This window comes from Stappia sp. MMSF_3263, assembly GCF_030733745.1.
Lineage (GTDB): Bacteria > Pseudomonadota > Alphaproteobacteria > Rhizobiales > Stappiaceae > Stappia.
On sequence record NZ_JASHIK010000016.1, the window covers coordinates 75,731 to 100,928 of the forward strand.

Below are 25,198 nucleotides of genomic sequence, written 5' to 3' on the forward strand. Positions count from 1 at the left end.
TCAGGCTGAGGGAGACGATCGTGACCCTGGATCTGCATCAGCAGGGCCTGACAGTGTCGGCAATTTCCAGAGAGACGGGCATCAACGTAAGCGACATCTGCGGCCCACCGGGTTTCAGCTTGACGGCGTGAAGTTCCATGGGAGGAGCTCGTCGATCCGGCTTTTCGGATGTCCGGCGGCGATGGCCTCGAGGGTGGCCTTGAGATAGGCGAAGGGCATTGCGGACGTTCGTCCGGCGATCCGTGAAGTGTCGGTCAGTTCGGATCCGGTTCCGGTTGAATTGCGCCTGGGCAACGGGCGTTGCCTGCGTTTCGACGGCCGCCTGGATGCGGCCACGCTGACGCAGCTGATCCGGGCGGTGGAAGCAGCATGATCGGCCCTGGGACTGGCGTCCGGGTCTATCTCGCCTGCGGTGCCACTGATATGCGCAAGGGCATCGGAGGGCTTGCTGCTCTTGCACAGGATGTGCTTCGTCAGAAGCCAACGAGTGGTGCGGTGTTTGCCTTCCGTGGGCGGCGGGGTGACCGGCTGAAACTTTTATATTGGGACGGCCAGGGCTTCTGTCTTTATTACAAGGTTCTGGAGCGGGGCCGCTTTCCATGGCCGTCGGTTTCCGATGGCACGGCTCGTCTGACCTCGGCGCAGTTGGCGATGCTGTGGGAAGGCATCGACTGGCGCAGGCCGGACTGGGGTTCGCCGCCGGCTCGGGTGGGCTGAATTATCTAACTGATTTGATTTGTTTTTTTGGCATTTCCATTGGGTTTGTGGTAAGTCAGAATCATGTCTGTCGATGCTGCAAATCTTCCTGATGATCCCGCCTTACTGAAGGCGAAGATCGCCGCTTTGCAGGCGGAAAACGCGAAGATGTCGGCGACGCTCCGGGCTCATGACCAGCTGGTTCAGGCCCTACGGCTTCGGATCGCCAAACTCCAGAAACAGGCCTTCGGCAAGTCCTCGGAAAAGACCGAGCGTGAGATCGAACAGCTGGAACTGGCGCTGGAAGATTTGCTAGTTGCGGTCACCGAGAGCGCTGACCCACTGATCGACGATGACCAAGGCGAGGACGAGCCCGCAGCTGCCGGCAACGGCACGCGCGAGCACAAGCCGCGGCGTCGTCCGGGTGTGTCGGCAGCGACCCCGCGCGAGCGCCGGGAATTGGACCCCGGCACATGCTGCCCCGATTGCGGCGGCGATTTGCGTGTCGTGGGCGAGGATGTCAGCGACATCCTCGACATGATCGCGGCGCAGTTGAAGGTCATCCAGATCGCCCGACTGAAGAAATCCTGCCGCCAATGCGGGAAGGTGGTGCAATCTCCTGCACCGAGCCGGCCGATCCCGGGCTCAATGGCAGGCGCGGGTCTGTTGGCTTACATCCTGGTTTCCAAGTTCGATGACCACCTGCCCCTATATCGCCTCAACGAGATCTTTGGCCGAATGGGCGCCGATATCCCAGACAGCACGCTGGTGGATTGGTGCGGCCGCGCCATGCGGGCGCTTCAGCCTCTGATCGACCGGATCGAGGCCGAGGTCATGGGCAGTGATCTGCTGCATGCCGATGACACCCCGATCCGGGTGCTGGACCGGTCCTTACGGGAGAAGGGCCTTGGCAAGGGCGTGAAGAAGGGCCGGATCTGGACTTACGTTCGCGATCAGCGTCCATGGTCCGGTGCCGCGCCACCCGGAGCGGTCTATTACTTCGCCCCCGACTGGAAGGAGGGGCACGTCCAGCATCACCTCAGGCACGCAAGTGGCGTTCTCCAGGCCGACGGCTACAAGGGCTTTGCGAAGCTCTATGAGCCCGGGCTCGACGGAGCCTGCCGGTTCCGCGAGGCAGCATGCTGGGCACATCTACGCCGGGACTTCCACGATGTCTGGAGCGCGACCAAATCCGAAATCGCCCGTGAAGCACTCGACCGGATCGGAGCCCTCTACGACATCGAGCGCGAGATCTCGGGCCAGCCTGCCGACATCCGCTGTGCCGCGCGCCAGGCGCGAGCCAAGCCGAAGGTCGACGACTTCAAGCTCTGGGCCGAGCGGCAACTGACACGCTTGCCCGGCAAGAGCGAACTTGCCAAGGCGTTCCGCTATGGCCTCAGCCGCTGGCCGTCCTTCTGCCTGTTCCTTGAAGATGGCCGCGTGGCGATAGACAACAACGCCGCTGAACGCGCCCTGCGTCCGATTGGAATCGGCCGGAAAAATTGGTTATTCGCCGGCGCCGACACCGGTGCCGAGACACTCGCGCGCGCCATGACGGTCATCGAAACGGTCAAGATGAACGGGCTCGACCCGCAGGCCTATCTGGCCGATGTCCTCGACCGCATCCACGATCACAAGATCAACCGTCTCGACGAGTTGCTTCCATGGAACTGGAAACCCATGGCGGTCTCCTGCGCGGAGGCAGCCTGATGGCCGCGGTCACTCATGTCACCACGCTCGCTTGTGTCGCGCAGCTGCTCGGTGAAGACCTTGAGCTCCTCGAGGCCATCGTTGAAAACGATGACAACCTGACCTACGGCAGCATCGTCAGCGTCCAAACTGGTCAGGACGACTATGTCACGGCGCTTACCGACGACGGCATCTACGAACTGAAAGACATGCTGGCGAACGCCCGAAGTTCAACCGAAAACTGGCACAGCTTCCTCGACGACTTCGTCTCAGATCCTGATGTCACTGCCCGCGTCAAGGCTCAATCGCCGCGGTAACAATCGGCCGGTTACGGAGATTGTGATGATCTTGGAATTGAAGCGGCAGGGCCTCGGCGTCAGCGTGATCGCGCGACAGAGGGGTGCCCGATCAGAGGAGTGCAAGATAAAGCGAACTCGCGTTCGCACTCCCGCTGGTCGTTAAGTCATTATCTGCACATTATTTTTGAGCTTCTTGTCTGTACCATTCTGGCGTCGTTAGGTGGTCGATTGGTGCCGGAGAGTCAGATTTCCTCGTGGTTTCAATGGCTTGGTATGGTGCCATTGAAAGACCGAATCCAGGCAGCTACGCCCTGCTTACGTTTATGTCCGCCGACCTGCGATCACGCGGTTTCCGCCCTTGAACGCCCGGAATCGTCGGTCCATGTCAGCTCTCATGACAGACGATTTCGATGACATCTTCCGCGTCCGGCCGGGACCGCCGCACAGCCGGGGAGGCGGCGGCAAGTCGGGCGGAAACTCGTTCCGCCGCCAGGTGGAAATGGCGGTGCGTAAGGCGGGTCGCGATCCTCGCCGAAACGGACGGGTAGCCGGAAGGGGGAGCGGCCGGTTCAACGCCCGCGGCCGCGGTTCCAAACTGGCGGCAGCGTTGCCCAAAGAAGGCCGCGGCTGGAAGCGCTATGAAGGCGGGATGCGCTTTCGCTCGCGCCGTGCCGTCGTGAAGGCCCGTGTCGTGAAGCTGAATGCAGGGCGTAGCATCCGCGGTGGCCGCAGCTTCGTCACCAGCGCCAAGGCGGTCGATGCACACCTGCGCTATCTTGAGCGCGACGGCGTGAGCAGGGACGGCGAGAAGGGCCGCGTCTATTCCGCCTTTGAAGACGAGGCCGACGGCAAGGCCTTCATCGAGCGCGGTCGCAAGGACCGCCATCAGTTCCGCTTCATCGTCGCGCCGGAGGATGCTGCCGAGCTCAATGACCTGCGCGGCTTCACCCGCGATGTGCTGCGGCAAATGGAGGATGACCTCGACACGCGGCTCGACTGGGTGGCGATCGATCACCACAACACCGGCCATCCGCACACCCACATCCTGGTGCGTGGCGTCACCGATGACGGCAAGATCCTCAACATCGCCGGCGACTACATCGCCCATGGCATCCGTCACCGGGCATCGGAACGGTTGACGCTGGAGCTCGGCCCGCAGAGCGAGCGGGAGGTTGCCCAAAAGCTCGCCAGGGAACTCGATGCCGACCGGCTGACACGGCTCGACCGGATGCTGATCTCCGAGCAACGGGACCACGGCCTGATCGATCTCAATCCGAATGCCAGCGACAGCTACACCATCCGCGCCAACCGCTATCTGCTGATCGACCGGGTGCGCAAGCTGGAGCGCATGGGGCTGGCGGGAGAAATCGACACCGGACAGTGGTCGTTGTCCGCCAAGGCCGAGAAGACTTTGAGAGACCTCGGCATCCGCAACGACATCATCAAGACCATGCACCGGGCGCTGACGGCCCATGACCTGGCCGAGGAGCGGTCCCCCGGCAGCTACGAAATGCATGGGGCAAGCATCCGGAAACCGATCATCGGCCGTGTGCTGGCCAAGGGGCTGGCCGGTGACGAGATGAGCGACCGGCTGCATGTCGTCATCGACGGGGTCGACGGCCGCATCCACTATGTGGAGACAGCGGACGCGGCAAGGCTCAATGACATCGGCAACGGCCACATCGTCGCCCTGGAGCCGGTCCTGGCGAAGACCGAGCCACGATCCGCTGACATCAACATCCGCGATGCCGCGGATGAGAACGGCATCTACCGGCCAGGCCACCACCTGGAGCTGGCGCGCGACAAGATCAAACGCATCGGCGGCGATCCCGACGCCTTCATCCGGTCCCATGTTCGTCGCCTCGAAGCGCTGCGCCGGGCAGGGCACGTCGAGCGCATCGACGAGAACCATTGGAAGGTTCCGCCTGACCTGCCGGAACGTGGCCTCGCCCATGACACCCGCAACAGGGGCAAGGACTTCACCGTGCGCATGCTTTCGGCTTTCGATCTTGAAGCGCAGATCGGCAGCGACGGCGCCACCTGGCTCGACCGCGAGCTTGCCTCACACGACAAGACCAAGCTTGCGCCCAGCGGTTTTGGCCGCGAGGTTACCCAAGCGCTCGACAAGCGCACCTTCAAACTGGTCGAGATGGGCATTGCCACACGGGATGCGACAAGCGGCGTCATCACCGTCCCGCGTGGCATGTGCCGCACGCTCGAACGGCAGGAGGTCGCCCGCGTCGGCCGCGAGATAGCCAAGGCCAGAGAGCGAATGTTCACGACGGTGGAAATCGGCGACGAAGCGCGCGGCAAGCTCGTCGGCGCCGCCAATCTCGCCAGCGGCCGCTATGCGATGCTCGACGATGGGTTCCGCTTTCATCTCGTCCCCTGGGAGCCGATGCTCGAACAGCGTGTCGGCCAGACCATCAGCGCCCACATCCGAACCACCGGCAGCATCGAGTGGCGTTTCGGCCGGCAGCGCGGGATTGGTATCGGGATGTGAGCGGCATGGCATCCGTTGCTGGATAGCTGCTGGCGATCCTGCTCTTTGGACGCGTCAATTGCGCGCCAGCAGTCGTCCTCGCCAAAGCCGATCTCGGAATGTTGTGTTTGGGGCCGACTCCTGACCGTCCGGTTCTGGCGGAACAACTCTGTAAGCCGCCGTTCTGAAGCGCCCCCCATTCCTGCCGCAGTCCGCCTACGAGCGTCGCCCGGCAGCAGACCCAGACAATGACGTTACTCCGTTGATGTCGGGCGCTTCGACGGCCCGGAAGGAACACGACAGCTGGATAAAGAAGTCCGACATAGCCCGAGCCAAGACTCGCGCATACTGATGGGCCGGAGCACTGACTAGATGGTGGTGGAAGATGACCTAAATCACGCGCCGTTGGTATCAACGAAGAAATGCCTGACCGCTTCGTGATCTCTCAAATTCTCTGGTCGATACGGCTTCACCTCGCCCATCTGTGGCACGACGGCAGCCGCAAAGCGATCTAGCACCGATGGGTGCAACATTGCCAATTCATTCACGGGCCGGATCTTCGTCCGCCAGGTCAACTTGCTGGAGGTCAACCGACGCAGCCAGCCGGGCTGCATGTTTAAGACCTCCTGCCGCTGATCATGCTGCAGACCGAGCGGATCAGGCCACGTGGTGAGCAACCCCTCTCGTATCGCTATATCTGGCACGGCCGCGCGTAGTTCCTCCATCATCCATTGCAACGGAATGTCGGATAGACGCGCTTCTTCTTCGGCATAACTGCCGCCGATGTCAGAATGATCGCCAGCGAACCACACTTGCCTCATCCAATCGACGTTCCGACGCTCGTTGTTCCACTCCACGTCCTCTGGGCGTCCCCAAAGCACGCGGGGAAACTTGGCGCGAGCCTCATCTATCGCAAGCGCATGCCGAAGGTGCGGAATTTCCTTGTCGACATATCGGTCGTAATTCTTGCTCGACCACGCAGCGAGATGTCCGTGCTGCCACAGTGAAGGCCAGTTCAGCGGATTCCAGAGCGCCGGGTGGCGGTCGGCGTCGGGGAAAAAGTACTTCCATTGACCGCTCAGGAGCCGGACCACCCAAATGAGCGCGGCGATCAGTGGAGCGAATATCAGCAGGCCCGCAAACCAACCTAGAAGCCCCCAGGCGAGCGCGGCGAAAAGCGTGAGTGCACCGACTCCGACAATTGCGGCCGCTGTCGCGTCTCGGCTGCCCAGCGCAGCTACCGTATCGAACACCCCGATGAATTCGGGCTGCACGTTGCCTTGCGGTTCCCCGTCGACGCCTGTGCCCTCGCAACCATATTTCGCGCGGAAACGAGCCGCCTTCTCCTCGCGCTCGTCTTCGAACTTGCCGCGCGGATGGCCAGCTCCATGATTGTAGACGAACTTGACCGCGTCGGTAGCGATCCTCCGTAGCTCCGGACCATAGTGGGGGACCGGGTGCCCGCCGGCGTCATGCGTTGGCACCCCGCAGAGGTTCATCACATTCGCTAGCGATCGCACTGTGTACGCGCCGCGGCTGAAACCGAAGAGGCAGATTTTGTCGCCGGGCTCGTAGTGAGCGATGATTGCGGCGTAGCAATCAATCACGTTCTCGTCGATTCCTGTGCCGACGGCGGCTGCAAGGGTGTTGCGAAGCCGCCTATAAGTAAGCCCGCCCGTCTCGCCAGCACCCAAGCCGGCATCATAGAAGGCGTACTGCCGTTTCGGATCAATTGGGGAATCGGGACCGGGGCGCATCGCCCTGTACATCTTGTAGACGTTACTTAGCCGCTCATCCGGCTTCACCCCGCCAATTTGTCCCGTTCCGTCCGAAAAGATCAGAATTGTCTTCGGCATGTCTAACCCTATCGGAGCTATACGCGCGAAAGCGAGTGATTTGATCACGATATGCGATTCGCACTGCCCGCCAAGAGCTGTTCTGTGAAAGTTCTTGCAGCCGATCCCCAAAAATGTTGCCGTTGACGCCATCGACTCGCTCATCGAAGACCAGTTCGTCCACGGCGGTCACGGGGCCGATAGCGGACAGTCAGCAACCACCAAATGAATGGCGGCTCGGCGCCCAAAAGCGGACATTTCATAGAATTGTCCAGGCGCGAATCGTGTAGAATTTGCGGCATGGATTCGCGCGGCAAGCATCTTAATGATCTAAGGCTGGCTCTCCGGGAGCTTGATGCGACCGGAGAGACAGGTTTTGAGGGGTTTGTCGCCACCGTTCTTCAAGCGATCATTGGTCAACCCTTTCGGCTCGCCAGTAGCGGCACGCAGCGAGGCCGCGATGGCAACTCCGCCTTTGACCAGGGCGCCACCTACTTTGAGGCGAAGCGCTACAAAGACGAAGTCCCGAAGAAAGACGTTACTATCAAGCTCTCAGAACTGGCCGTTGATGACCGGGGTCAGGTGGATTTGTGGGTCTTGGGAAGTACCGCCGACACTTCAGCGCAGCATGCAAAGGACTATGAGGAACTGGGGGCGCAGCACGGCATCGGAGTGCTCATCCTCGACTGGACGGGAGATTTTCCAACGCTGGCCCTTGCCGCGCAGCTCGCCGGAGCGCAGTCAGGTGCATTTCTGAAAGCCAATCTGACCAACCCGGGCGGGACGGCGCTGGCAGATGCCGCCATTACTGCCCTAGGTTCGCTTGGAGCGGAGCCGGGATGGGGTGCCGCAGCTAAATCCTTACAAGTCAAACTGCGCGATGCGAATGTCGGCCTTGGCCTCGCCAAGGCCGACAACAACAAGTGGCTGCGATCATTGTTTGCAGATCGCAGAGAGTCACACATCGAGTTCGGGCAGTCTTTGGCTCCTCTCGCCGGGGCGGACAGCTACCCATTGCAGAACCGACCGCAGGTGAAGGAACTCGTTAGCGCCTTTTCTGGGCCGAGCAACAACGACTTTCACGCAGTCCTCGGCGAGGAGGGTGCTGGAAAGTCGTGGCTTGCCATCCAAGCTTGGCTTCAAAGCCATCCTCAGTGTCTTCTCGTTGTGAGCACCGCCGATCAGTTCACCGATGACGTTCACAACGACATTGAAGGGTTTCTGTTTAGGAAGATCGCCCGTCAGATTGGCGCTGCTGACACGGAAGCTTTTCGAACGCGCTGGCGTCGTCGTTTCCGTGGCTGGCGCGAGAACCCTGACCCAGCGAACGTCCGGATGGCTCTGTTCATAGACGGGCTAAACCAGGCGCCAAACATCTGCTGGCGCCGACGGCTCGATCCGCTGGCCAATACGCTTCGCGACCTCGGCGGCCAACTCATAATCACAACACGCACGGGCCACTTCGCGCAGTTTCGCCAGTCACTCGCGAACAACCCAAAACGAGTGGTCGTACCGGATTGGTCATCGGAGGAACTGAGGGCGGTACTTGTTGACCGAGGCGTTAACGCAGATGCTCTGAGTGCCGATGTGTTTGCTACGTTACGCAACCCTCGTATCCTCTCCATGGCGCTAGAACTTCTTGACGCAAAAGAGATCGAGCGGATTGAAGAGTTCAGCGTGGGAAGGCTTCTGTTTGAGCATATGCGCAGGTCGGATCACGGCAACGCCGTCGCCGTCCCGGCGCGTGAGTTTGCGAGGGCGCTACGCGCCATCGCAGGTTCGTTTATGGAACGGCTCAAGGGCGAGGACCACGACGATCTCAGGCTGTTTGATGCAGCGAGCGATACCAAGCTCGCAGCTATCGCATCGAGCCGCTACTTCGTTCAAGACGCGGGTGATCCTGACCTCTATTCCATTCGTGACGAGGGCCTAAACCTCGCCCTCAGTCTCTGGCTCGTTAGCGTGCTTGAAAAAGAGAATCGGCAAGGTCGAGATCCCGGCGCCAAGCTCGTCGAGGTCGTGGGTCCTATCGTTGCACTCGATCAAGCGGCGGAAGTGGTCGCCAGCGCGGTTCACACGTCCTGCTTAAGTGAGACATGCCCGACTTCTGTCAGAGCCGCGCTGATTGAGCACTTTGTCGGCCTGCAGAATCTGCCGGATAACGGCTTTGATGCCTTTGCCGCGCTCGCTCGCAAAGTACCAGATGCGTTTGTGATGGCCGCAGAGCGCATTGCTTTGACGTTGTCCCATGTGCCAAGCGGTGAGTGGGTTGGAGAAGCGCTCATCCGCTGGCGTAACGATCCGGCCGTAGAGGCGGTGCTCAAAAAAAAGATTTCTGAATGGCTCTCGCTCTACTCACTCGAGCCTGAGCGCATGATGTTCCGACAGGCCGGTCGCGACACGGAAGAGCAGGTTCAAGAAGAACGGGCGCGGCGCGAAGGCGAAATCCAAAAGCATCTTGGCGCGCTAACAATGATGGAGCGCGCCAAGATGGAGCAGCTCACGGACGCTACAGAACCTCAGTTTGCTGACCTTCACCGCCTTGCCTTCCACCTCCTCACCGGCTGGCCGCTCGCTGAGTTCGCCCCGGCGCTTGTCAACTGGGCCTTCTCAGACGCTCTAGGGAGCAGCATCCACGCGCCGCGTAAAGAGTTTGAGCACCTCATCCAGTTCAACAGAATGGACTGGACGAAAACCCGCGAGGCTTTGCTAGGCGCGTCGGCATGGCTGGAGGCGGATGAGAACCGTTCCTGGGTTGGTGGCTGGACCCTCGTTCACATCCTGCGATCAACAGGCGCCCTGGATGATGCCACCAAGGCAGAAAACATCGCAGAATGGCTAACGAGGGACCGCGAGCGCTATCGCTCGTGGCGGCGTATCGAGGACTACTGCGCCTCCGATCCCTGCGACCCCGGCACCAGCAAGCCGGACAATGTCGAGCTGACCGCCGACAAGTTTGACCAACTGGAAACCAGCCTGCTGTCAACACAGCTCGGCAAGACATTCGAAGACCACTTCCTAGCCGATGCCTTGCCGGGCATAGCCCGCTTCCGGCCCGACGCCGGCATATCTCTTCTACGTCGCCTGGCTCACGGAGTGCTGGCGCGCGACGCTTTCGCGAGGCGGCAAGGCGTGCTGACGCTGCTTCCCCACAGTGCGGCTCTTGGCGAGAACATTGCTCGGGAGTTTCTGGTCGCCGGGCAAGATAGTGAGAGTGCGCTTCACTCGGATGAGGCGGGCCGGGACGCTTGGCTCACCGCGCAGTATTCGCTATCGATCGCCATGCCCTATCTAACCGGCGACGAGCAACTTGATGCCATCGCTGGCTCGAAGGGAAATCTGCTCCTCTTGCAGATGATGGAGGCGCTGAGGCCCGCTTCACCTGTCCGCGCACAATTCTGGCTGGAGGCCGCGTGTAAAAGTATGGACACGGATTTGCAGACGCGTGTTCTCGGTGCGATTCATTATTCGGGCACTGAGCTGCTGCCGGAGTCTCACAGACTTGTCGGCAGTTTTCTCGGATCATCAGGCCATCTGGTTCACACGCAGGCACTCGGAATCCTCGCGCGCGGCAATAATGAAGGCGAGCTCGCAAAGTTTGTCGATAGCGGGTGGACGGCGCGGGCCATCTCGCTTCGCAAGAGGTGGTTCGAGGTGTGGTATGGATCTCGAGCCATATTGGTTGCCGCTTCGGCCGGGCTCATCTCCGCTGCTGAGGCAATGGACCGTCTGCGGCTGAGTCATTTTGGGTTTGCCGCCAAAGAACTCGGACCTGAAGGCGCTCGGCTTGCGGCAGACCTCATTGATGTCGCCCTCGCACGCGTGCTGGCCTACAAGGGGAGCAGCGACCTGCCAGAGATCGAGTCACCGGGTTCGATCGCGCTAACGCAGAGGCCGCCTATGGTGTCTCTCGATGAACGTATCGAAGAGCCCAAGAGCCCCCAGGAAGCACTCGATCGCATCAATGAGTCCCCGGCCGAGTACAGCGCCCGCCAAAAACGCGCCGGCAAGGCGTATGAGCGGTTCGCGAAGGATATTGAGGCCGCGGACGCCGATCTCGCTGTGGAAGACCTTACAGGTGCCGGAGTCGCCGCGATTGTGGCCGCTGCGCCGGATATTGCCGCGCATTGGATACAGCGCCTAGTGGACGCGGCGGACGAGCCCTTTAGCAACCTCTATCATTTTGCCCATCAACTTGCTCATGCTCTGGTGGCGGTCGATTCCAACGCGGCTGAGACGATCTTTCGGCGCCTGGAGTCTGCTCGCCCGACGATCAACAGGGTTGTTGGGCCTGCCAAGGTGCCATCCGAGCTTCTTTCGCTCTGGTCGCTTGCGAAGCATCTCCCACTGCGTGACCTGGCATTTGAACGACTGGATCGTGCTGGTACGGATGCTGAGATCGCCGAGATGGTCCTCGCTGCGGAAATGTCGAAGCAGAGTGCTATCCTTGATGAGTATGTTATCAGTCGGCGCGCGCTCGGTGAGCCGGCGATGATCTGCCGAGCGTTAATGGTCTGCGGTTACGCAGGCGAAAGCGCAGACCGCGCTGCGATCTTGTCGCTTCACGAAGGGGCAAACGGCTTCATCGGCACGGCTGCAGCCGCCGCGAAAGAAGCCTACGAGCGAAACGTCTGGGCGCGGCACTGGTACAATGCGATACTCGACGCGCCGAGCGAGATGGAGTTTTGGCGCTGCTCCGTGCTGCTAGCCAAGATCGTCGATGGGAGATTTTCACTCTGGGAGCGCTCTGCCGAGGATGCCGATATAATTTCCTCGCGGTTTCTGCCGACGATTCAGGCCCACATCGAGCGGCGGATTGGCAAATGGAAGGATAAGCGCCAGAAAACGCTATTTGGTGGGAAGGTGCCAGACGGTCACTACTTAAGGTGACATGCCGGGCCATATGCGGGTCGTTCCTGCTGGCTTCTTCGTCACCGATGACACTTAGTTGGCTGTCCCCCGTTAAGTTTTCAGTCTACCAGCTGTCATTCAAGTCTCGTCGGTGATCAAGACCCGCCGATCCGATCAAGACCAGAAGCGGACGTAGCAGCATTCGGCACACGGCTTCCGTCTAAAGGAGGATCCGGTCTGTTCCTTAATTGTACACACCAAGCTATTCTTTGTTCGGCAAGCCGTTGGAAAAACTGGCGGGGAATTACGTTTGATTTGAGGTAAAGGCGGTTTGACAAAATCAAAGAGGAGTAGAGCTACTTCGATCGAGCTGACTGGGGGAGCAGGGTTCACCTACGAAGACACCGTTGTTGCCTACTATCTTGTCGCCTTGCTTCGCGAAGAGAGCGCGGCATTGCAGGATGGAATCGTTCGTAGCGTAGCCGTGCAACAGGCCGGTCACGGTTACCCGATGGATGATCTGATTGTCGAGACCGACCAATTGGGTGAGCAAGCCACCCTTGGACTACAAGTCAAAACTGGCTTTGCAATTAGTAGTAGCGATGCACTTTTTAAAGACGTCATTGCCCGTGCATTGGAAACGCGGTCTACACCGAAATTTCAACCCGAACGAGACACATACGGTTTTGCGGCCGAGCACCTTGCCGTGCATCGACTTCGGACATTGGGACGGCTGGTCGATTGGGCGAAGTCCAGTCCCGACTGGAAGCACTTTGAAGATCGTTTCGCCGAGGATGCTTCGGCGGCGAATGACGAACGCGCTATGCGGGATGACATCACGACCATCATCAAGCCGGTTAGCACGGAAGAAGAATGGCAGTTTTACCGCCATTTGGTCGCGACCCGATTTGATGGGTTGGGACCCCAAGGCGTTACCAGAACCGACCTTATCAACCGGTTGCAGGAATTGGTCGCGAGCAACGAGGATGGGCAAGGCACACTGCTATTTGACCGGCTTTGCACAATCGTCCGTCAGGGTGCCGGCACCGCCCGGAAATGGACACGAGAGGCGCTGCTCGCTCAACTTCGGGACGTTGTCTCCTTAAAGGTTGCGCCGAACCATGCTCACGACATCGAGGTTCTGCAGGAATTCTCGACCACTGGCATTGATGCGATTTCGGACGACATCGATGGCATTCGAATCGAGCGTCCGCAAATCGAGCAGCTCATTCGCGAGCGCTTGGCGTCGGCGAAGGTGCTAAACGTCAGCGGCATGCCCGGCTGCGGCAAGTCGGCAATGCTGAAGCGAATCGCTGTCGCCGATGCCCAAAACGGGCCTATCCTCTTTCTCAAATCGGATCTGCTTGAGGGAAAAACTTGGCTGACCTTTGCTGAGGTTCTTGGACTGAAGCATCGGGCAGTGACCAGCTTGCTCGCAGAAATCGGAGCGACAGGAACACCGATCCTGTTCATCGATGGCATCGACCGAATTCGGCCCGACCACCGCGGCATCATCAGCGACATCGTGAAAGCGATCGAGAAGAACGAAGCGCTTTCGAATTGGAAGGTTCTGGCGACATCGCGTGATCAAGGCCTCGAAGCGTATCGCACTTGGTTCCCCGTCAATTTCTACAGTGGGACGCAAATCAGTGACGTCCCGGTGTCGGCCTTCACGGACGATGAAGCGACGATCCTTGCCGAAAAGGTACCCGCGTTGTCGCGGTTGCTGTTGGGGACACCAGCTGTCTCAGAGATCGCCCGGCGACCTTTCTTCGCCTCTGTACTGGCCGAGACGTTCGCCGACGACACTGTAACTCCTCAGACCGAAGTAGACCTCATAGCCGCCTGGTGGTCCCGTGCTGGGCACAACGCCTTTGAGGAGACGGTTCCGCAGCGCCAACGTGCCCTGGTCGATCTGGCCGAATGCGGTGTCGAGAACCTTGGAAAAGGCGTACCCGCGAGGAAGCTGAAGGAGGCAACGATCGCAAAGATCGCGGACCTGAAAACCGACCACATTGTTCGAACAGAAGATGGCGGCGCGTTCTACTCCTTCAACCATGACATCTTCTTCGAATGGGCTTTCTTCCGTCTCTTAATCGAGCTTGGAACCGACTGGCCACGAGGGCTTGAGGCCGCTGGTGAGCCGCCTTTGCTTGGCCGCGTTGTCGGGTTGCTGGCTCAAAGCGCAATCGGCACCAAAGGAAAGTGGCTTGCAGGCTACCGCGCCCTTGAGAAAGAGCCGCTTCGATCGCAGTGGCGACGCGAATGGCTGACCGCTCCGCCGTTTTCAACAACCTTCGAGACCACCACCGACGAGTTCGGTGAACTCGTCACTGCCGATGACTACGCGCTCCTAGAAAAGCTACTCGTCTGGTTTCAGGCGGAACACACAGTGCCAAATCAGTATGTGCTGCAGAACCCAGCGCTCACGACCGCAGGCTACATGATCGGCATGGCAGAGTATCTGAGCTGGCCTTCGGAGTTTGGTGGTTGGCGTCGCCTCCTGAGCTGGCTGTTACCTAGAGCCCCGAACTTGCCCGCTCGGCTTTTGCCAAGCCTGCTGGAGCTCTTCGGAGTCTGGCAAAATGCGCTGGCAGACCACCGGAATCCAATTTCCGAAGCGATCGTCAACGTCTGTAGCGCATGGTTGGTCGAGCTCGAACAAGACCTCTACAGTGAGCGTTTTTCTTCTGAGCACGGACGTTGGGAAGCACTGGGAGGCGAAGCGCGGAAGAGCCTGGCGAGCGCTCTTCGAATGCTGATCATGCGGGCTGCACGCGCATATCCAGCACCAGCGATCGCTTTGTTCGACCGGGCAGTTGCGAATGATCGCATGAGGCGTGAAGCCTATAGTGAGCTGATAGCCTTCTCTCCTACCATCGTTGAGGTCTCGCCGGAGTCCATAATGGCGGTCGCCAAGGCCCAAATTATGGAAGAGCTTCCTCAGGACCGCGCAGAACGCAAAGAGCGTGAGCACGATGAATACTTGGAGAGACTACGACGCGTTCGTGAAATTCCAGAAGAAGACCGCACCGAAGCACATCGCAAGTTCCTGGATAACACGCACTTCCATGCCATAGGAATGGATCGGTACGACCTCGATGACGTCGGGATCAGTCGTCACGACAACTACTACTTTCCGGGCTCGGCCCTGCATGAACCGTTCGTCACCCTGCTTGCAAAGCGTCCAGACCTTGGCCGTGCGCTCGTCCGCGATCTGGCGAACCATGCCACTACGGGATGGCGGCAGATCCACTCCATCAACGTGCATCAGATGGGCACGCCGCTGCCGGTTGAAGTCGACTTGCCTTGGGGCAAGCAAACCTTCTGGGGCGATTGGCATGTCTACAACTGGTTCATGGGCCAACTCGCACCTCAGCCGTTGGAATGTGCCTATCTCGCGTTGAGCTATTGGGCCTTCAAAGAGATCGAGGCTGGCCGGTCGACGTCTGATGTCATCCGTGAAGTTGTGGAGGGGCATGAGTGCTTGGCGACCCTCGGCCTCGCGTTGGTTCTCTCACTCGAAACATTCGAAGTGTCTGAAACCACTCTTCCGATCGCATCCTGCCAGCGCTTGTGGGAATACGATTTGGCCCGCGTCGTGCAGTTTCCCACCCGCAACCTTGACATTTTTGGGTTCGGGTTCATGAACCGCCTGACGGGCGCAAAGGCCGAAGCGAAGGAATTTCTCGAAAACCGGGAGAGCAACAAGCGCGAAGTCAAGGAACTCGCAATGCGCTTCGCTGTCTCCAAACCCAAAGAATTGAGAGAGCGGTTCCGCGAAGCGCTTGCCCACTTCCCCGACGACCTGCCATATCAACTCGTGGAGCAGCGTTCTAATACCGCCGTTACCGCCAAGCTGAAGGAAGCAGCCGAGCGCTGGGCTCCGCTGGGTGACATTGAGAATTACCGAAAGTACGAGCAGGATGACGGCGCCACGTTCATCGGCTACGAACCGCCAAATCCGCTGACGGCTGACCAAGAAGCGCGGATGGCCGAGAGCACGACATCGCTACAGGAACACGCGGTCATCGCTTGGACAACGCAGTCACTTGCGGCCAACGCTCTTCAGCCTCAGATCGACTTGGGGCGCGCAGTAGCGTTCGCGAAAGAACGTGACGGTCGCGGCGTATTGGCTCGCCGCCGGGATGCAGAGAACCATGGATCACAGACGGTCTTGTCGGCGGTAGCTGCCGCCGTGATCCGCTTTGCTCCTTCCGAAAGCCCGCATCATGAGTGGGCGTGGTCAGTGATGGAGCGCGTCGCAAAGATGGCTGAGCCGGACAATGTACTGGGCGTCGAACGTATCCCATGGCATCCGGCGAAGCATATGGTCGTTGCTCTGTTTTATGACCGAAAGTCACAGGCACCACGCCCCAACGACGTAAAGCATCTGATTGCGATGGCGATGCATCCAAACGAAGAGGTGTCGGAGCTTGCTTTCGATGCGCTGTTCATGGACTTCGATGAACACGTCCGCTGGGTGGCCGCCCAGATGGCCATGGACCTGTGCGTCCACCACGCATTCGAAGTGGGCGATGACGGGCGACGCGATCATAGCGCTAATCAGAAGGCGCGGCGTGACAGCAAAGCTAGCGCGCTTCGCCGCCTCAAAGCGAAGAAAGCAGATCCGTTAAGGGGCGTTCCGCCCGCATGGGTTCAATCGCCTCGACGGCCCCGGTTTAACCGCAACGGTGAAATGCTTGAATGGGGCGATCCCAATCCCTGCTTCAACCCACAGCTCGCCGCCAAACTGTTTGTGAAATTTCCGATCGAGTCATGGTTCGCAAGCGCGACGTACAACCCACTCGTCGAACAATGGCTCATGCAGCTAGTGAACTGGACGGCCGAGCGGATGATGCCTTCTTGGCGGGACCAGAAAGATCGTCGACGAAACTCGTCTTCGGAGGCGGCGCATCTGACGGAATGGAACAGCGCCCTTGGACAGTTGATCGCGCGAGCCGCGCCGCTCGTATCGCTTATCTTTGCCCGCGACCGGCTTCTCGGCCCGTTCCGCACAGACGATGAACAAGGGTTGCGGGTACTCACACCCTTTGCGACGGAGGCTGTAATACGGCATGTGATCGACGCGCAAACGGTACCGCCAAACACATTCGAATTGTTGGATGACTGCGCGGTTCGCGTGGTCCAAGACCCAACCTTCCGGCCTGACAGCTACCGAGCAGGAGAAGTCAGCGGTTGGGATATGCCAAAGCTCATAAGGGCGTTGTTGTTTGTGCCGTTAGACGAACCCGCCTCGGGTTCGTCGCGATTTGCGAACGGTGACTGGTCGCAGGTAGGCATGGTGATGCCGATCGTCACTAAGATAATCGCCAATGCGGGATGGTCTACTTTTGTCGCGCAGACCTTCATGACCCTTTGCGAGCGGGCGGACACGGCCTTTCCAGTTCGCGACTTCGCAGCGCAGGCGAACGCAATGCTGGATGCTCTGCCCAATGCTAAGGGAGCATGGTCGGGGACGACGCTGCCGGCTAGGATCGCCGCTACGGTTCAACGGCTCGCGGATGCGAACTTCCCACTGCAGCGCGACGACGCTCAAAGCCTTCTTCGAATTCTCGATGCACTGATCGACCTCGGCGACCGCCGCAGCGCAGCCCTCGAACAGACAAGCGCATTCAAGAACGTTCAACGTCCTAATCCTAACATGGGTCTCGGCTAGCACAACTTCTCAGAAAATGCCTGCTCGCGGGAGTGTCCGCTTAGGGCCAAGAATCAGACATTAGATTAAGGGGTTGCGAACGACCGAGATGAGGGCGCAAAGCCGCCGTTTCCCGCGAGTATGGCCAAGGTCTCCTTCGCTGAAGGGCTAACCCCGTTCCGCTCAGATGATCACTCGCTGTCAATCGGCCGCGCCAGCCGAACGCCTGGACCACCGCCATTCTGTGAAATGAACTCTACGCCAGCAGCTTCAAGTGCTCTCCGAAGCGCTTCAATCGTCACCTTGTTGGCTTTCAACGGCCCAGAATTCGGCTCAAGCCGCTTAATGGTTGCGAGAGAGACCATGGACTCGGCGGCTAAAGTTTTCTGGTCCCATTGCAGCAGCGCTCTTGCCGCTCGTAACTGTTCACTCGTGACTGTCATATGGACTCTGAGTATCATTTGATGCCACAGGCATTGAATCTATGGCAAAGTTCACGTAGGGTAGTCCGTGATGCCGAGTGCGTTCACACTGCAACTTTGCGCGCGTAACCAGCATTTAAAGCGGCCGAACGCAATGTTGACGCATCGCGATCGGCCTGACCACAACCCAAGCTGTAAGGGGGCTCGGATCATGGATGATTCGGACAATACCACGACTCTGCCTTCCGTCACCCGCAGGCGTTTGCTGACGGGGACGATAGCGACAACGGCCGCATGGCCGTTGCAGGATGGAGCGGCGATTGCCTGCGTGCTGGCCAGTAATCCTTCCTTCGACCCGACGCTTTCGCTCTGGCGCGAGTGGAACGCCGCATATCTCCACACCGCCGCCCTGTGCCGCAAGCAGCAGCGTTTGGAAACGAAGCTGGTCGGCCGTGTCGGGTTCCCTCAAGCGCAGGTCCATCTGCCGGACGAAGACGTCACCGTCTCCTGGCTTGGGGACATCGAGGAGCTGTTGGGCGACGATCCCGCGCTGGCCGACATTCGCTCCCAGGCCGAAGCTGATCTCGCCGCCCATCAGGCGCGCTGGGCGGCGGCCGATGCTCAGATCGGCTATTCCTCCGCCAAACGGGAAGAGCAGGAGGCGTCCGACCACGAACAGGACGTGTTCGATAGCTTGACCCACACGCCCGCCACCTCGCTTTCTGGCGTGGCCGGCAAGCTTGATGCCATCCTGCACGAGGGCGAGAGCGAGGAGGACTGCTCCGAGTTTCCCTGGCCACAGGTGTGCTCGGTGCTCGTCGATGTCGTGCGCATCGGGCAGACACTGCAGCCTGATGCTTTCATGCCGGGCAGCTGTCGCAAGGGGCCGTATCAGCGCCGCCAAAGGGACGGCGGCAGCGTTCGGGTCTGGAAGGCTCCGGACGGGAGTTGAAGGCCATGGCCCGCCAAAAACTTGACGCCCTCGATGCCGAACTCACGCTCTGGGACCTCGCCGATCCTGAGGAGGCGGCCGCGGCGGCGCGTGATCTTTATGGGCCCGCCGCAGCCACTGCCGCCGCATCGGTCGCCTTTGCCGCGCGCTATGCCATACGGGAGGCAGACTTCCGCTTCTGGTTTGAAGTGTTCGTCAAGCTGCCTGCCGGTCATGAACGAGCTTGGTAATCGCTATGTATGCGCTCGACCTTGGTTCCCGCGTGAGGGCGAGCAGTGGCCGCTTCGCCCGTAGTGACGCGAGGAAGCGGCATTGGCGATGAGAGCTTCCCAGAACATACAACGCCCTGTGCGCCTTTATGTACCCGCCAGAACGACACGATGAAGATTCTGCTTTGAAGCCGCCGACTGCCGGTATTTCCTGCCTAAACGCACAGCGTGTTGGAGAACGGCATGGAAGACGAAGCCAAGTTCGAACGGAAAGACACCGATCAGCCGGCCAACGACAATTCCGGACCGGAACATGCCAATGTCGAGGACGCAGATATCGCACCCTGGCAGCGGGTGGGCCGGGTGGTTCTGAGCGTTGCCCGACTGATCGGCCGCCAGATCGCCCGCGAGCGCTTCGAGGCCTTGCAGGTGGTAAATGACAATAGGCGCCCGGTGGAAGAGGCAGAGGGCCACGGTCGGAAGGGCAGGGAAGAAGGATAGAGGAGAAAGCTCCAATGCATCGCGCCGCATTCTACGCCCGCTACTCATCGGGCAACCAGCGGGAAGCCTCCATCGAGGACCAGTTCCGGCTGTGCGAGGAGCATGCGGCACGCGAGGATTGGGTCCAGCATGATCCTGAGGTCGCGCGGACTACCGCTTCTGGCTTGGGGCTTCACCGGCTCGAAGCCTCTCGGCGGATAGGCAGGCGATCGGGAGCTGGACGGGCGGCGATCGAAGTTATGGACGAGGCGGCCGGCCCTGATGACGTTGATGCCTTGCACTGTGCACTAAGAGTTGGAAGGGCGAATGCGTGACGCAAACGTGTGAACGCTGGCCGCGTGGGTTGAGGCGGGCTTCCGCTGCAGCCTATCTCGGCATTTCGCCTTCCCAGTTCGATAAGGAGCGGGCGGCGGGACGGATTCCAGCGCCAAAGGACTTGTTTGGAGTGCAAATCTACGATCGGCACGACCTGGATGCGATTTTTGACGGTCAGTTGATCGAAGTCGGCAATGATAATGAGCTAAATGCATGGGACGCGCATTGGTTGGGCACCGCAAACCAAAATACGTGAATGCCTACGAAGATCGGCACGGCAAGATGCGAATCTATTTACGTCGCCCCGGTCAGCCGCAGGTGCCCTTGCCTGGCCCGCTGTACTCTGAGCCGTTCTGGATTGCCTACCACAAGGCGATGGAGGGCGGGGCGGTTGCCAAGGTTTCAGGGGCGCCGACGCGATCGGTTTCGGCGGCCATCGCGGCCTACTATGTAAGCGCAGAATTCAAGTCACTGGCATCTATTACACAATCGACGTACCGGAATACGCTGGAGCGGTTCCGGAATGACTACGGTCACTTGCCGCTGGCCGGGATGCGGACGCAAGACGTCAATCGTGTTCTTGCCAGCATGTCGCCTGGATCGGCAGTTCATCTCCGCAAACGTCTGCATCAATTGTTTGAGTTCGCGAGAGCGGTCGGCCTCGTCACTGGCAATCCAGTTAAGGAGGCAATGCGCATCCGCAAAAAGACGGTCGGCTATCGCACGTGGAGCGAGGCTGACATTGCCTCCTTCCGTGCCCACTGGGACGAGGGGACGCCGCAGCGACTGGCCATGGAAATCCTGCTTTATACGGGGCTGCGGCGATCGGATGCCGTGCGGATCGGCTGGCGGCATATTATCGATGACCGGATTGAGATCGTGGCCAGCAAGACCGGCGTGGACTTGAGCATTCCGATCCATGATGAGCTATGGCGCTTCCTGAAGGAGAGGCCGCTTACCGACCCGACCTTTATCATTACTGCCTATGGCGCGCCGCGTTCCGAGAAGGCGTTTACCGGCTTCATAAGCGAGGCGGCGCGTGATGCCGGGATTGAAGCACAGGCCTCACCCCACGGCCTGCGCAAGGCCGCCTGCCGCAGGCTTGCAGACGCGGGCGCCAGCGCGCATGAGATCATGGCCGTCACCGGCCACACTAAGATAGAGGAGATATTGACCTATACTAAGGCCGCGGAGCAAAAGCGTCTATCACAGACCGCGATGGCAAAAATGGCCGGTGCATTCGATCTCGAATTGCCTAACCCAGATGAGCGGTTAGGCAACAGTGCCGATAACGTATTGAAAAAATTTGCGCAGATAAGCGGAGTGGTACGCCCAACGGGACTCGAACCCGTGTTTCCGCCGTGAAAGGGCGGCGTCCTAGACCGCTAGACGATGGGCGCCCGGTCGGTCGATGTGCGCGGGTTATAAGCAGGTTTGCCGCGGTCGGCAAGAGGGTAGATGGTTGGTCATCCACAGGTCTGGCGATCGGCCCCGGCGGGCCCTGCACAAGGGGCGGGGGCGCCCGCCGGGCAGGTCTTTCGAGGCGCCCGGCGGAGATATCGTCTTGCGGCGTGTTACCAGCTGCCGGTGTTGGCCATGGATGCCCATGGCTCCTTCGGCTCCTGGGCGCCGCCCTTGTTCAGGATCTCGATCGAGATGTTGTCCGGCGAACGGATGAAGGCCATGCGGCCGTCGCGCGGCGGACGGTTGATGGTCACGCCGGCGGCGGCAAGCTTCTCGCAGGTGGCGTAGATGTCGTCGACCTCATAGGCGAGATGGCCGAAATTGCGGCCGCCGTCATACTCCTCCGGGTCCCAGTTGTAGGTGAGCTCCAGTGCGGGAGCCTGTCCGTTGCGCACGGCCTCGGCATCGCCGGGCGCCGCGAGGAAGATCAGGGTGAAGCGGCCGGCCTCGCTTTCGTGGCGGCGCACTTCCTCAAGGCCGAACTTGTTGCAGTAGAAGTCGAGCGACTCGTCAATGTCGCGGACGCGGACCATTGTGTGCAGGTAACGCATGAAAACCTCGTTTTTTCAGTATGTCCGGGGTGGAACGGCTGTTGCCACCGGGAGGGAGGGCGCGGCTTTGGTGCAGGTGTCGCCGAGCCCGGTGCCACCGGCCGGCAAGGGCCGCTGGCCGGGCTTTGCGATCCCCGCCTTCACCGTCAAACAATATGGCCTTCGGCCGCGACATCAATCCCGACGGAACAAAATCGGCAGGCTGAAAACCAAAACAGCATTGTTGGGCTTTGCGAATCGCTTGAAGGCCGACAAACTTGGTTAAGAAAGCGCCCATGGCACTTTTTCGCAAAATTGACTGGTTCCGGCCTCTCGGGATGCTATCCTTGGCTCGCGGAATCGACGGTATCACGGTTTTGCGCTCACGGATCCAGCTTACGGCGTATCAGAGGCAGGACTATGAAGAACTTGGGGGCAAAGCCTGTCGTGGCGGCGCGTGACGCAGGGTCGGAAGATCCCGGCGTCGAGCTTGCGGTGGTCGCGGGGGCGATCAAGTGGTTCGACGTGGCGAAGGGGTACGGTTTCATCGTTCCCGACGACGGCCAGCCAGACATCCTTCTTCATGTGACGTGTCTCAGACGCGACGGGTTCCGCACGGCTTATGAGGGCGCTCGCATCGTCTGCGAGGTGATGCCCGGGTCCCGCGGATTACAGGCGTTCCGCATCCTGTCGATGGACGAGTCGACCGCCGTTCATCCCTCTCAACTGCCGCCTTCGCGCACCCATGTCCAGGTCACCCCGGAAGGTGGCTACGAGCGAGCCACGGTCAAATGGTTCAACCGTGTCAAGGGCTTCGGCTTCCTGACGCAGGGCGAGGGAACGGAGGACATCTTCGTTCACATGGAAACCCTGCGCCGTTTCGGCATTACCGAGTTGCGGCCCGGACAGACCGTCATGGTGCGCTTCGGCAAGGGGCCGAAGGGGCGCATGGCGGCCGAGATCCGGCCGGACGGGGATGGCGTCCATATCCCGTCATCGCACTGAGCGGCCGCCCCGCTTGACGAGCCCGGCTCTCTTCGCGCATCCGTGTTTCGCAGGCGTTCGCCGGGGACGTTCCGGAAGGGGCGCCGGGACATTCGTTCTTCTTTGCTTTTCCATGCTGGTGCTTGTGTTCCTGTCCATGCCAGGTCTGGCCGGACAGGGCGATGAACTGGTGCGAGAACCGCTGGAGATCCGCTCGGCTTCCGGAGTGCACCGCTTCGACGTGGAGGTCGCCGACACGCCGCAGGCCCGGTCCTTCGGGTTGATGCATCGGCAGCATCTCGCGCCGGATGCCGGCATGCTGTTCGACTTCAGGGAGGACCGCGAGGTTGCCTTCTGGATGAAGAACACGCTGATCTCCCTCGATATGCTGTTCATCGACCGCACCGGGCGGATTGCCCATATCGCCGCCGATACCGTGCCGCTGTCGGAAGACCTCGTGCCGTCCCGGGCGGTCGTGCGCTTTGTTCTCGAGATACCGGGAGGCACCAGCGCCGCCCTCGGGATAGCGCCCGGCGACATGGCGACCAGCGCCACCATCAAGGCTGCGGCTGCCGAGTGACCGCCGGTGCAGAGCACCCGCGCCTGAGATCGGCCTGAACATCGCCGCATTCGTCAGTACATCGTTATGGCACCGTTATTTTGACCTTTCAGGGTCGTGAAGACGCGCTTTCAGGGAGCGAATCGTTTTCCGATTCAGCGTAGTGTCGCCATCGGAAAATACGAATCGAACTACGGTTCCTTGTGTTTTGGCGTCAGGCTGGATCGTGTCGGGGCATGCAGACCAAGGAAAACGGATGGAGGACGGGGAAGGGCCTGCCGGTGTTGCCGGCTGCGACGTCGATCTGAACCAGACCGGATTTTTTCAGCAAGTCATTGGCACGCTCGCCAATACCCTGGAAGAGGTTGTCGGACTGGAGGATGCGGCTTCGTTCGTCGGCGTGGTCGGCGGGGAGATCGGCGACGAGCTTTCCCGGAAATACAGCATGGCGCTTGGTCGCCGCGAACTGGATGTCGGCACGATTGCCGCCATCCTGGTCGATCTGAAGGCCCGCATCGGCGGAAGCTTCCGGATCGAGTCGATTACCGAAGACGAAATCTGCCTCGTCAACGGACATTGCCCCTTCGCCCGGCAGGTTGTCGGGCGACCATCGCTTTGCATGATGACAACCAATGTTTTCGGACGGATCGTATCGAGGGCCTCAGGATATGCGCATGTCGAAATCCTTGAAGCAATTGCTACCGGGCATGCCGGATGCCGCGTCCGTGTCCATCTCCGGCCACGGGCCGATGTGGATGGGTACGAATTTTTCGCTTGAAACCGGGCTGATGCTTGATGGGGTCCGGATCGCCATCGAGAACATGCCGAAACCGACGCTGATCATCGATCCCGATGGGCGCGTGCATTTTTCCAACCGGCTCGCCATCAAACGGTTCGGCGACCTGTCGCAGGACGGGGTCTTTGCCCTGACCGGCCTGCCGCGCGATCTGGTCGAGGAGCGCATGGAGCGGGCCTTCCGTGCGTCGACGCCGGCCTTTATCGGGCTCGAGGGCACCTGCGGGGCGAAGCTGACCTTTTCCGGCTGGAGGCTTGCCGGCATTCCGGGTCTGGAAACGCCGCTCGCCATCCTGCAGCTGGACCAGAGCAAGTCTCTGGCCGCAAAGTTCCTCGCTGCTTCGCAGGAAGTGGCGGCGCATCGCGAGCGGCTTGCGGACAGTCTCGAGCAGCAGCGCAAGCTGCGCGACGAGGCCCGTCGCCTGCAGCGGCTGTCGGTCACCGATCGCATGACCGGCCTGCTCAACGCCATCGAGTTCCGCATCCAGGCGACGGCGTTGATCGCCCAGATCGGGGAAGCCTGTCCTTGCGTGACCTTTGTCTATATCGATCTCGACCACTTCAAGCAGATCAACGACCGGTTCGGCCATCTGGCCGGCGACGCGGCGATCCGGTCGGTCGCGCGGGTGCTGAAACGGGCGGTGCGGGAGACCGATATCGTCGGCCGCATGGGGGGCGACGAATTCATGATCGCCTTTGCCGGGGCGACCAGCGACGACATTTGCGAGCGCGTCGAGGAGATCGTCGACCAGATCCGCGAGCCGCTGCGTTGGCGCCCGCCCGACGGCGGTCCGCCCTGTCTTCTTGCGACCTCCGCCTCGGTCGGCCTGCACGGTATCAGCGATCCGAACACGGGCTTCGACACGGTGCTGCGCGCGGCCGAAGCGCGGATGTACGATATGAAGCATATCAGCCGGGAAGCCTGATCCGGCCGTCCGGCGTATCGCGCGTCCGGC

18 protein-coding genes, 1 tRNA gene and 1 pseudogene are annotated in these 25,198 nt (G+C 60.4%); 15 read left to right on the forward strand and 5 right to left on the reverse strand.

Going from position 1 to position 25,198, the window contains the following annotated elements:
* Window positions 1–114: 114 nt before the first annotated feature.
* Window positions 115–216: pseudogene (locus RBB46_RS16870) on the reverse strand (transposase domain-containing protein); the annotation flags it as partial.
* Between the two features lie 153 nt (window positions 217–369).
* Here RBB46_RS16870 and tnpB point away from each other — a divergent pair.
* The 4 genes from tnpB (at window position 370) to RBB46_RS16890 (ending at window position 5,187) form a co-directional block, all read left to right on the forward strand.
* On the forward strand, window positions 370–717 hold the full coding sequence (gene tnpB / locus RBB46_RS16875; protein ID WP_306030178.1) for an IS66 family insertion sequence element accessory protein TnpB: 348 nt from the start codon (window positions 370–372) through the stop codon (window positions 715–717).
* Window positions 718–780: 63 nt separating this feature from the next.
* Window positions 781–2,406, forward strand: a complete 1,626-nt coding sequence (locus RBB46_RS16880; protein WP_306030179.1) for an IS66 family transposase — start codon at window positions 781–783, stop codon at window positions 2,404–2,406.
* The gene (locus RBB46_RS16885) at window positions 2,406–2,702 is read left to right on the forward strand and encodes a hypothetical protein (protein ID WP_306030215.1); all 297 of its coding nucleotides are present in this window, start codon (window positions 2,406–2,408) and stop codon (window positions 2,700–2,702) included. Before RBB46_RS16880 ends, RBB46_RS16885 begins: the two co-directional genes overlap by 1 nt.
* Before the next feature lie 631 nt (window positions 2,703–3,333).
* Window positions 3,334–5,187 (forward strand): DUF3363 domain-containing protein, encoded by a 1,854-nt coding sequence (locus tag RBB46_RS16890; RefSeq protein ID WP_306030180.1) that lies wholly within the window; start codon window positions 3,334–3,336, stop codon window positions 5,185–5,187.
* A 374-nt stretch (window positions 5,188–5,561) separates the two neighbouring features.
* Here RBB46_RS16890 and RBB46_RS16895 read toward each other — a convergent pair whose 3' ends face one another.
* Window positions 5,562–7,166: a DUF2235 domain-containing protein gene (locus RBB46_RS16895; RefSeq protein WP_306030181.1), complete on the reverse strand. Its 1,605-nt coding sequence runs from the start codon at window positions 7,164–7,166 to the stop codon at window positions 5,562–5,564.
* A 135-nt stretch (window positions 7,167–7,301) separates the two neighbouring features.
* Between RBB46_RS16895 and RBB46_RS16900 the strand changes: the two genes are divergently transcribed.
* From RBB46_RS16900 to RBB46_RS16925, 5 genes are all read left to right on the forward strand, one after another.
* Window positions 7,302–11,891, forward strand: coding sequence for a hypothetical protein (locus RBB46_RS16900; RefSeq protein WP_306030182.1), 4,590 nt, complete (start codon window positions 7,302–7,304; stop codon window positions 11,889–11,891).
* Between the two features lie 472 nt (window positions 11,892–12,363).
* Complete coding sequence (locus RBB46_RS16905) at window positions 12,364–17,532, forward strand: NACHT domain-containing NTPase (RefSeq protein WP_306030183.1); 5,169 nt, start codon at window positions 12,364–12,366, stop codon at window positions 17,530–17,532.
* Window positions 17,533–18,144: 612 nt separating this feature from the next.
* Window positions 18,145–18,885 carry a hypothetical protein gene (locus tag RBB46_RS16915; RefSeq protein WP_306030185.1) on the forward strand — a complete coding sequence of 247 codons (741 nt, stop codon included), beginning with the start codon at window positions 18,145–18,147 and terminating at the stop codon, window positions 18,883–18,885.
* Window positions 18,886–18,890: 5 nt separating this feature from the next.
* Window positions 18,891–19,115 (forward strand): hypothetical protein, encoded by a 225-nt coding sequence (locus RBB46_RS16920; RefSeq protein WP_306030186.1) that lies wholly within the window; start codon window positions 18,891–18,893, stop codon window positions 19,113–19,115.
* Between the two features lie 222 nt (window positions 19,116–19,337).
* Entirely contained in the window at window positions 19,338–19,595 is a 258-nt protein-coding gene (locus RBB46_RS16925) for a hypothetical protein (protein ID WP_306030187.1), read from the forward strand.
* A gap of 783 nt (window positions 19,596–20,378) precedes the next feature.
* Here RBB46_RS16925 and RBB46_RS16935 read toward each other — a convergent pair.
* Window positions 20,379–20,831 carry a hypothetical protein gene (locus RBB46_RS16935; RefSeq protein WP_306030188.1) on the reverse strand — a complete coding sequence of 151 codons (453 nt, stop codon included), beginning with the start codon at window positions 20,829–20,831 and terminating at the stop codon, window positions 20,379–20,381.
* On the opposite strand from RBB46_RS16935, the gene RBB46_RS23365 reads away from it, so the two are divergent.
* The gene (locus RBB46_RS23365) at window positions 20,727–21,275 is read left to right on the forward strand and encodes a tyrosine-type recombinase/integrase (protein ID WP_369293119.1); all 549 of its coding nucleotides are present in this window, start codon (window positions 20,727–20,729) and stop codon (window positions 21,273–21,275) included. The two genes, RBB46_RS16935 and RBB46_RS23365, sit on opposite strands and share 105 nt — an antisense overlap.
* Here RBB46_RS23365 and RBB46_RS16940 read toward each other — a convergent pair.
* Together RBB46_RS16940 and RBB46_RS16945 are read right to left on the reverse strand one after the other, a co-directional pair.
* A tRNA-Glu gene (locus RBB46_RS16940) sits at window positions 21,235–21,310 on the reverse strand. The genes RBB46_RS23365 and RBB46_RS16940 overlap by 41 nt on opposite strands.
* A 174-nt stretch (window positions 21,311–21,484) precedes the next feature.
* Window positions 21,485–21,925, reverse strand: a complete 441-nt coding sequence (locus RBB46_RS16945; protein ID WP_306030189.1) for a VOC family protein — start codon at window positions 21,923–21,925, stop codon at window positions 21,485–21,487.
* On the opposite strand from RBB46_RS16945, the gene RBB46_RS16950 reads away from it, so the two are divergent.
* From RBB46_RS16950 to RBB46_RS16970, 5 genes are all read left to right on the forward strand, one after another.
* Window positions 21,924–22,190: a hypothetical protein gene (locus RBB46_RS16950; protein ID WP_306030190.1), complete on the forward strand. Its 267-nt coding sequence runs from the start codon at window positions 21,924–21,926 to the stop codon at window positions 22,188–22,190. The two genes, RBB46_RS16945 and RBB46_RS16950, sit on opposite strands and share 2 nt — an antisense overlap.
* Window positions 22,191–22,324: 134 nt before the next feature.
* A complete protein-coding gene (locus tag RBB46_RS16955; RefSeq protein ID WP_306030191.1) occupies window positions 22,325–22,909 on the forward strand; it encodes a cold-shock protein in 585 nt (194 codons plus the stop codon).
* A 112-nt stretch (window positions 22,910–23,021) separates the two neighbouring features.
* Window positions 23,022–23,468 (forward strand): DUF192 domain-containing protein, encoded by a 447-nt coding sequence (locus RBB46_RS16960; protein WP_306030192.1) that lies wholly within the window; start codon window positions 23,022–23,024, stop codon window positions 23,466–23,468.
* A gap of 235 nt (window positions 23,469–23,703) precedes the next feature.
* Window positions 23,704–24,225, forward strand: a complete 522-nt coding sequence (locus RBB46_RS16965; protein WP_306030193.1) for a methanogen output domain 1-containing protein — start codon at window positions 23,704–23,706, stop codon at window positions 24,223–24,225.
* Window positions 24,122–25,168, forward strand: coding sequence for a GGDEF domain-containing protein (locus RBB46_RS16970; protein WP_306030194.1), 1,047 nt, complete (start codon window positions 24,122–24,124; stop codon window positions 25,166–25,168). The genes RBB46_RS16965 and RBB46_RS16970 overlap by 104 nt, the downstream gene beginning before the upstream one ends.
* The last annotated feature ends 30 nt before the right edge of the window (window positions 25,169–25,198 follow it).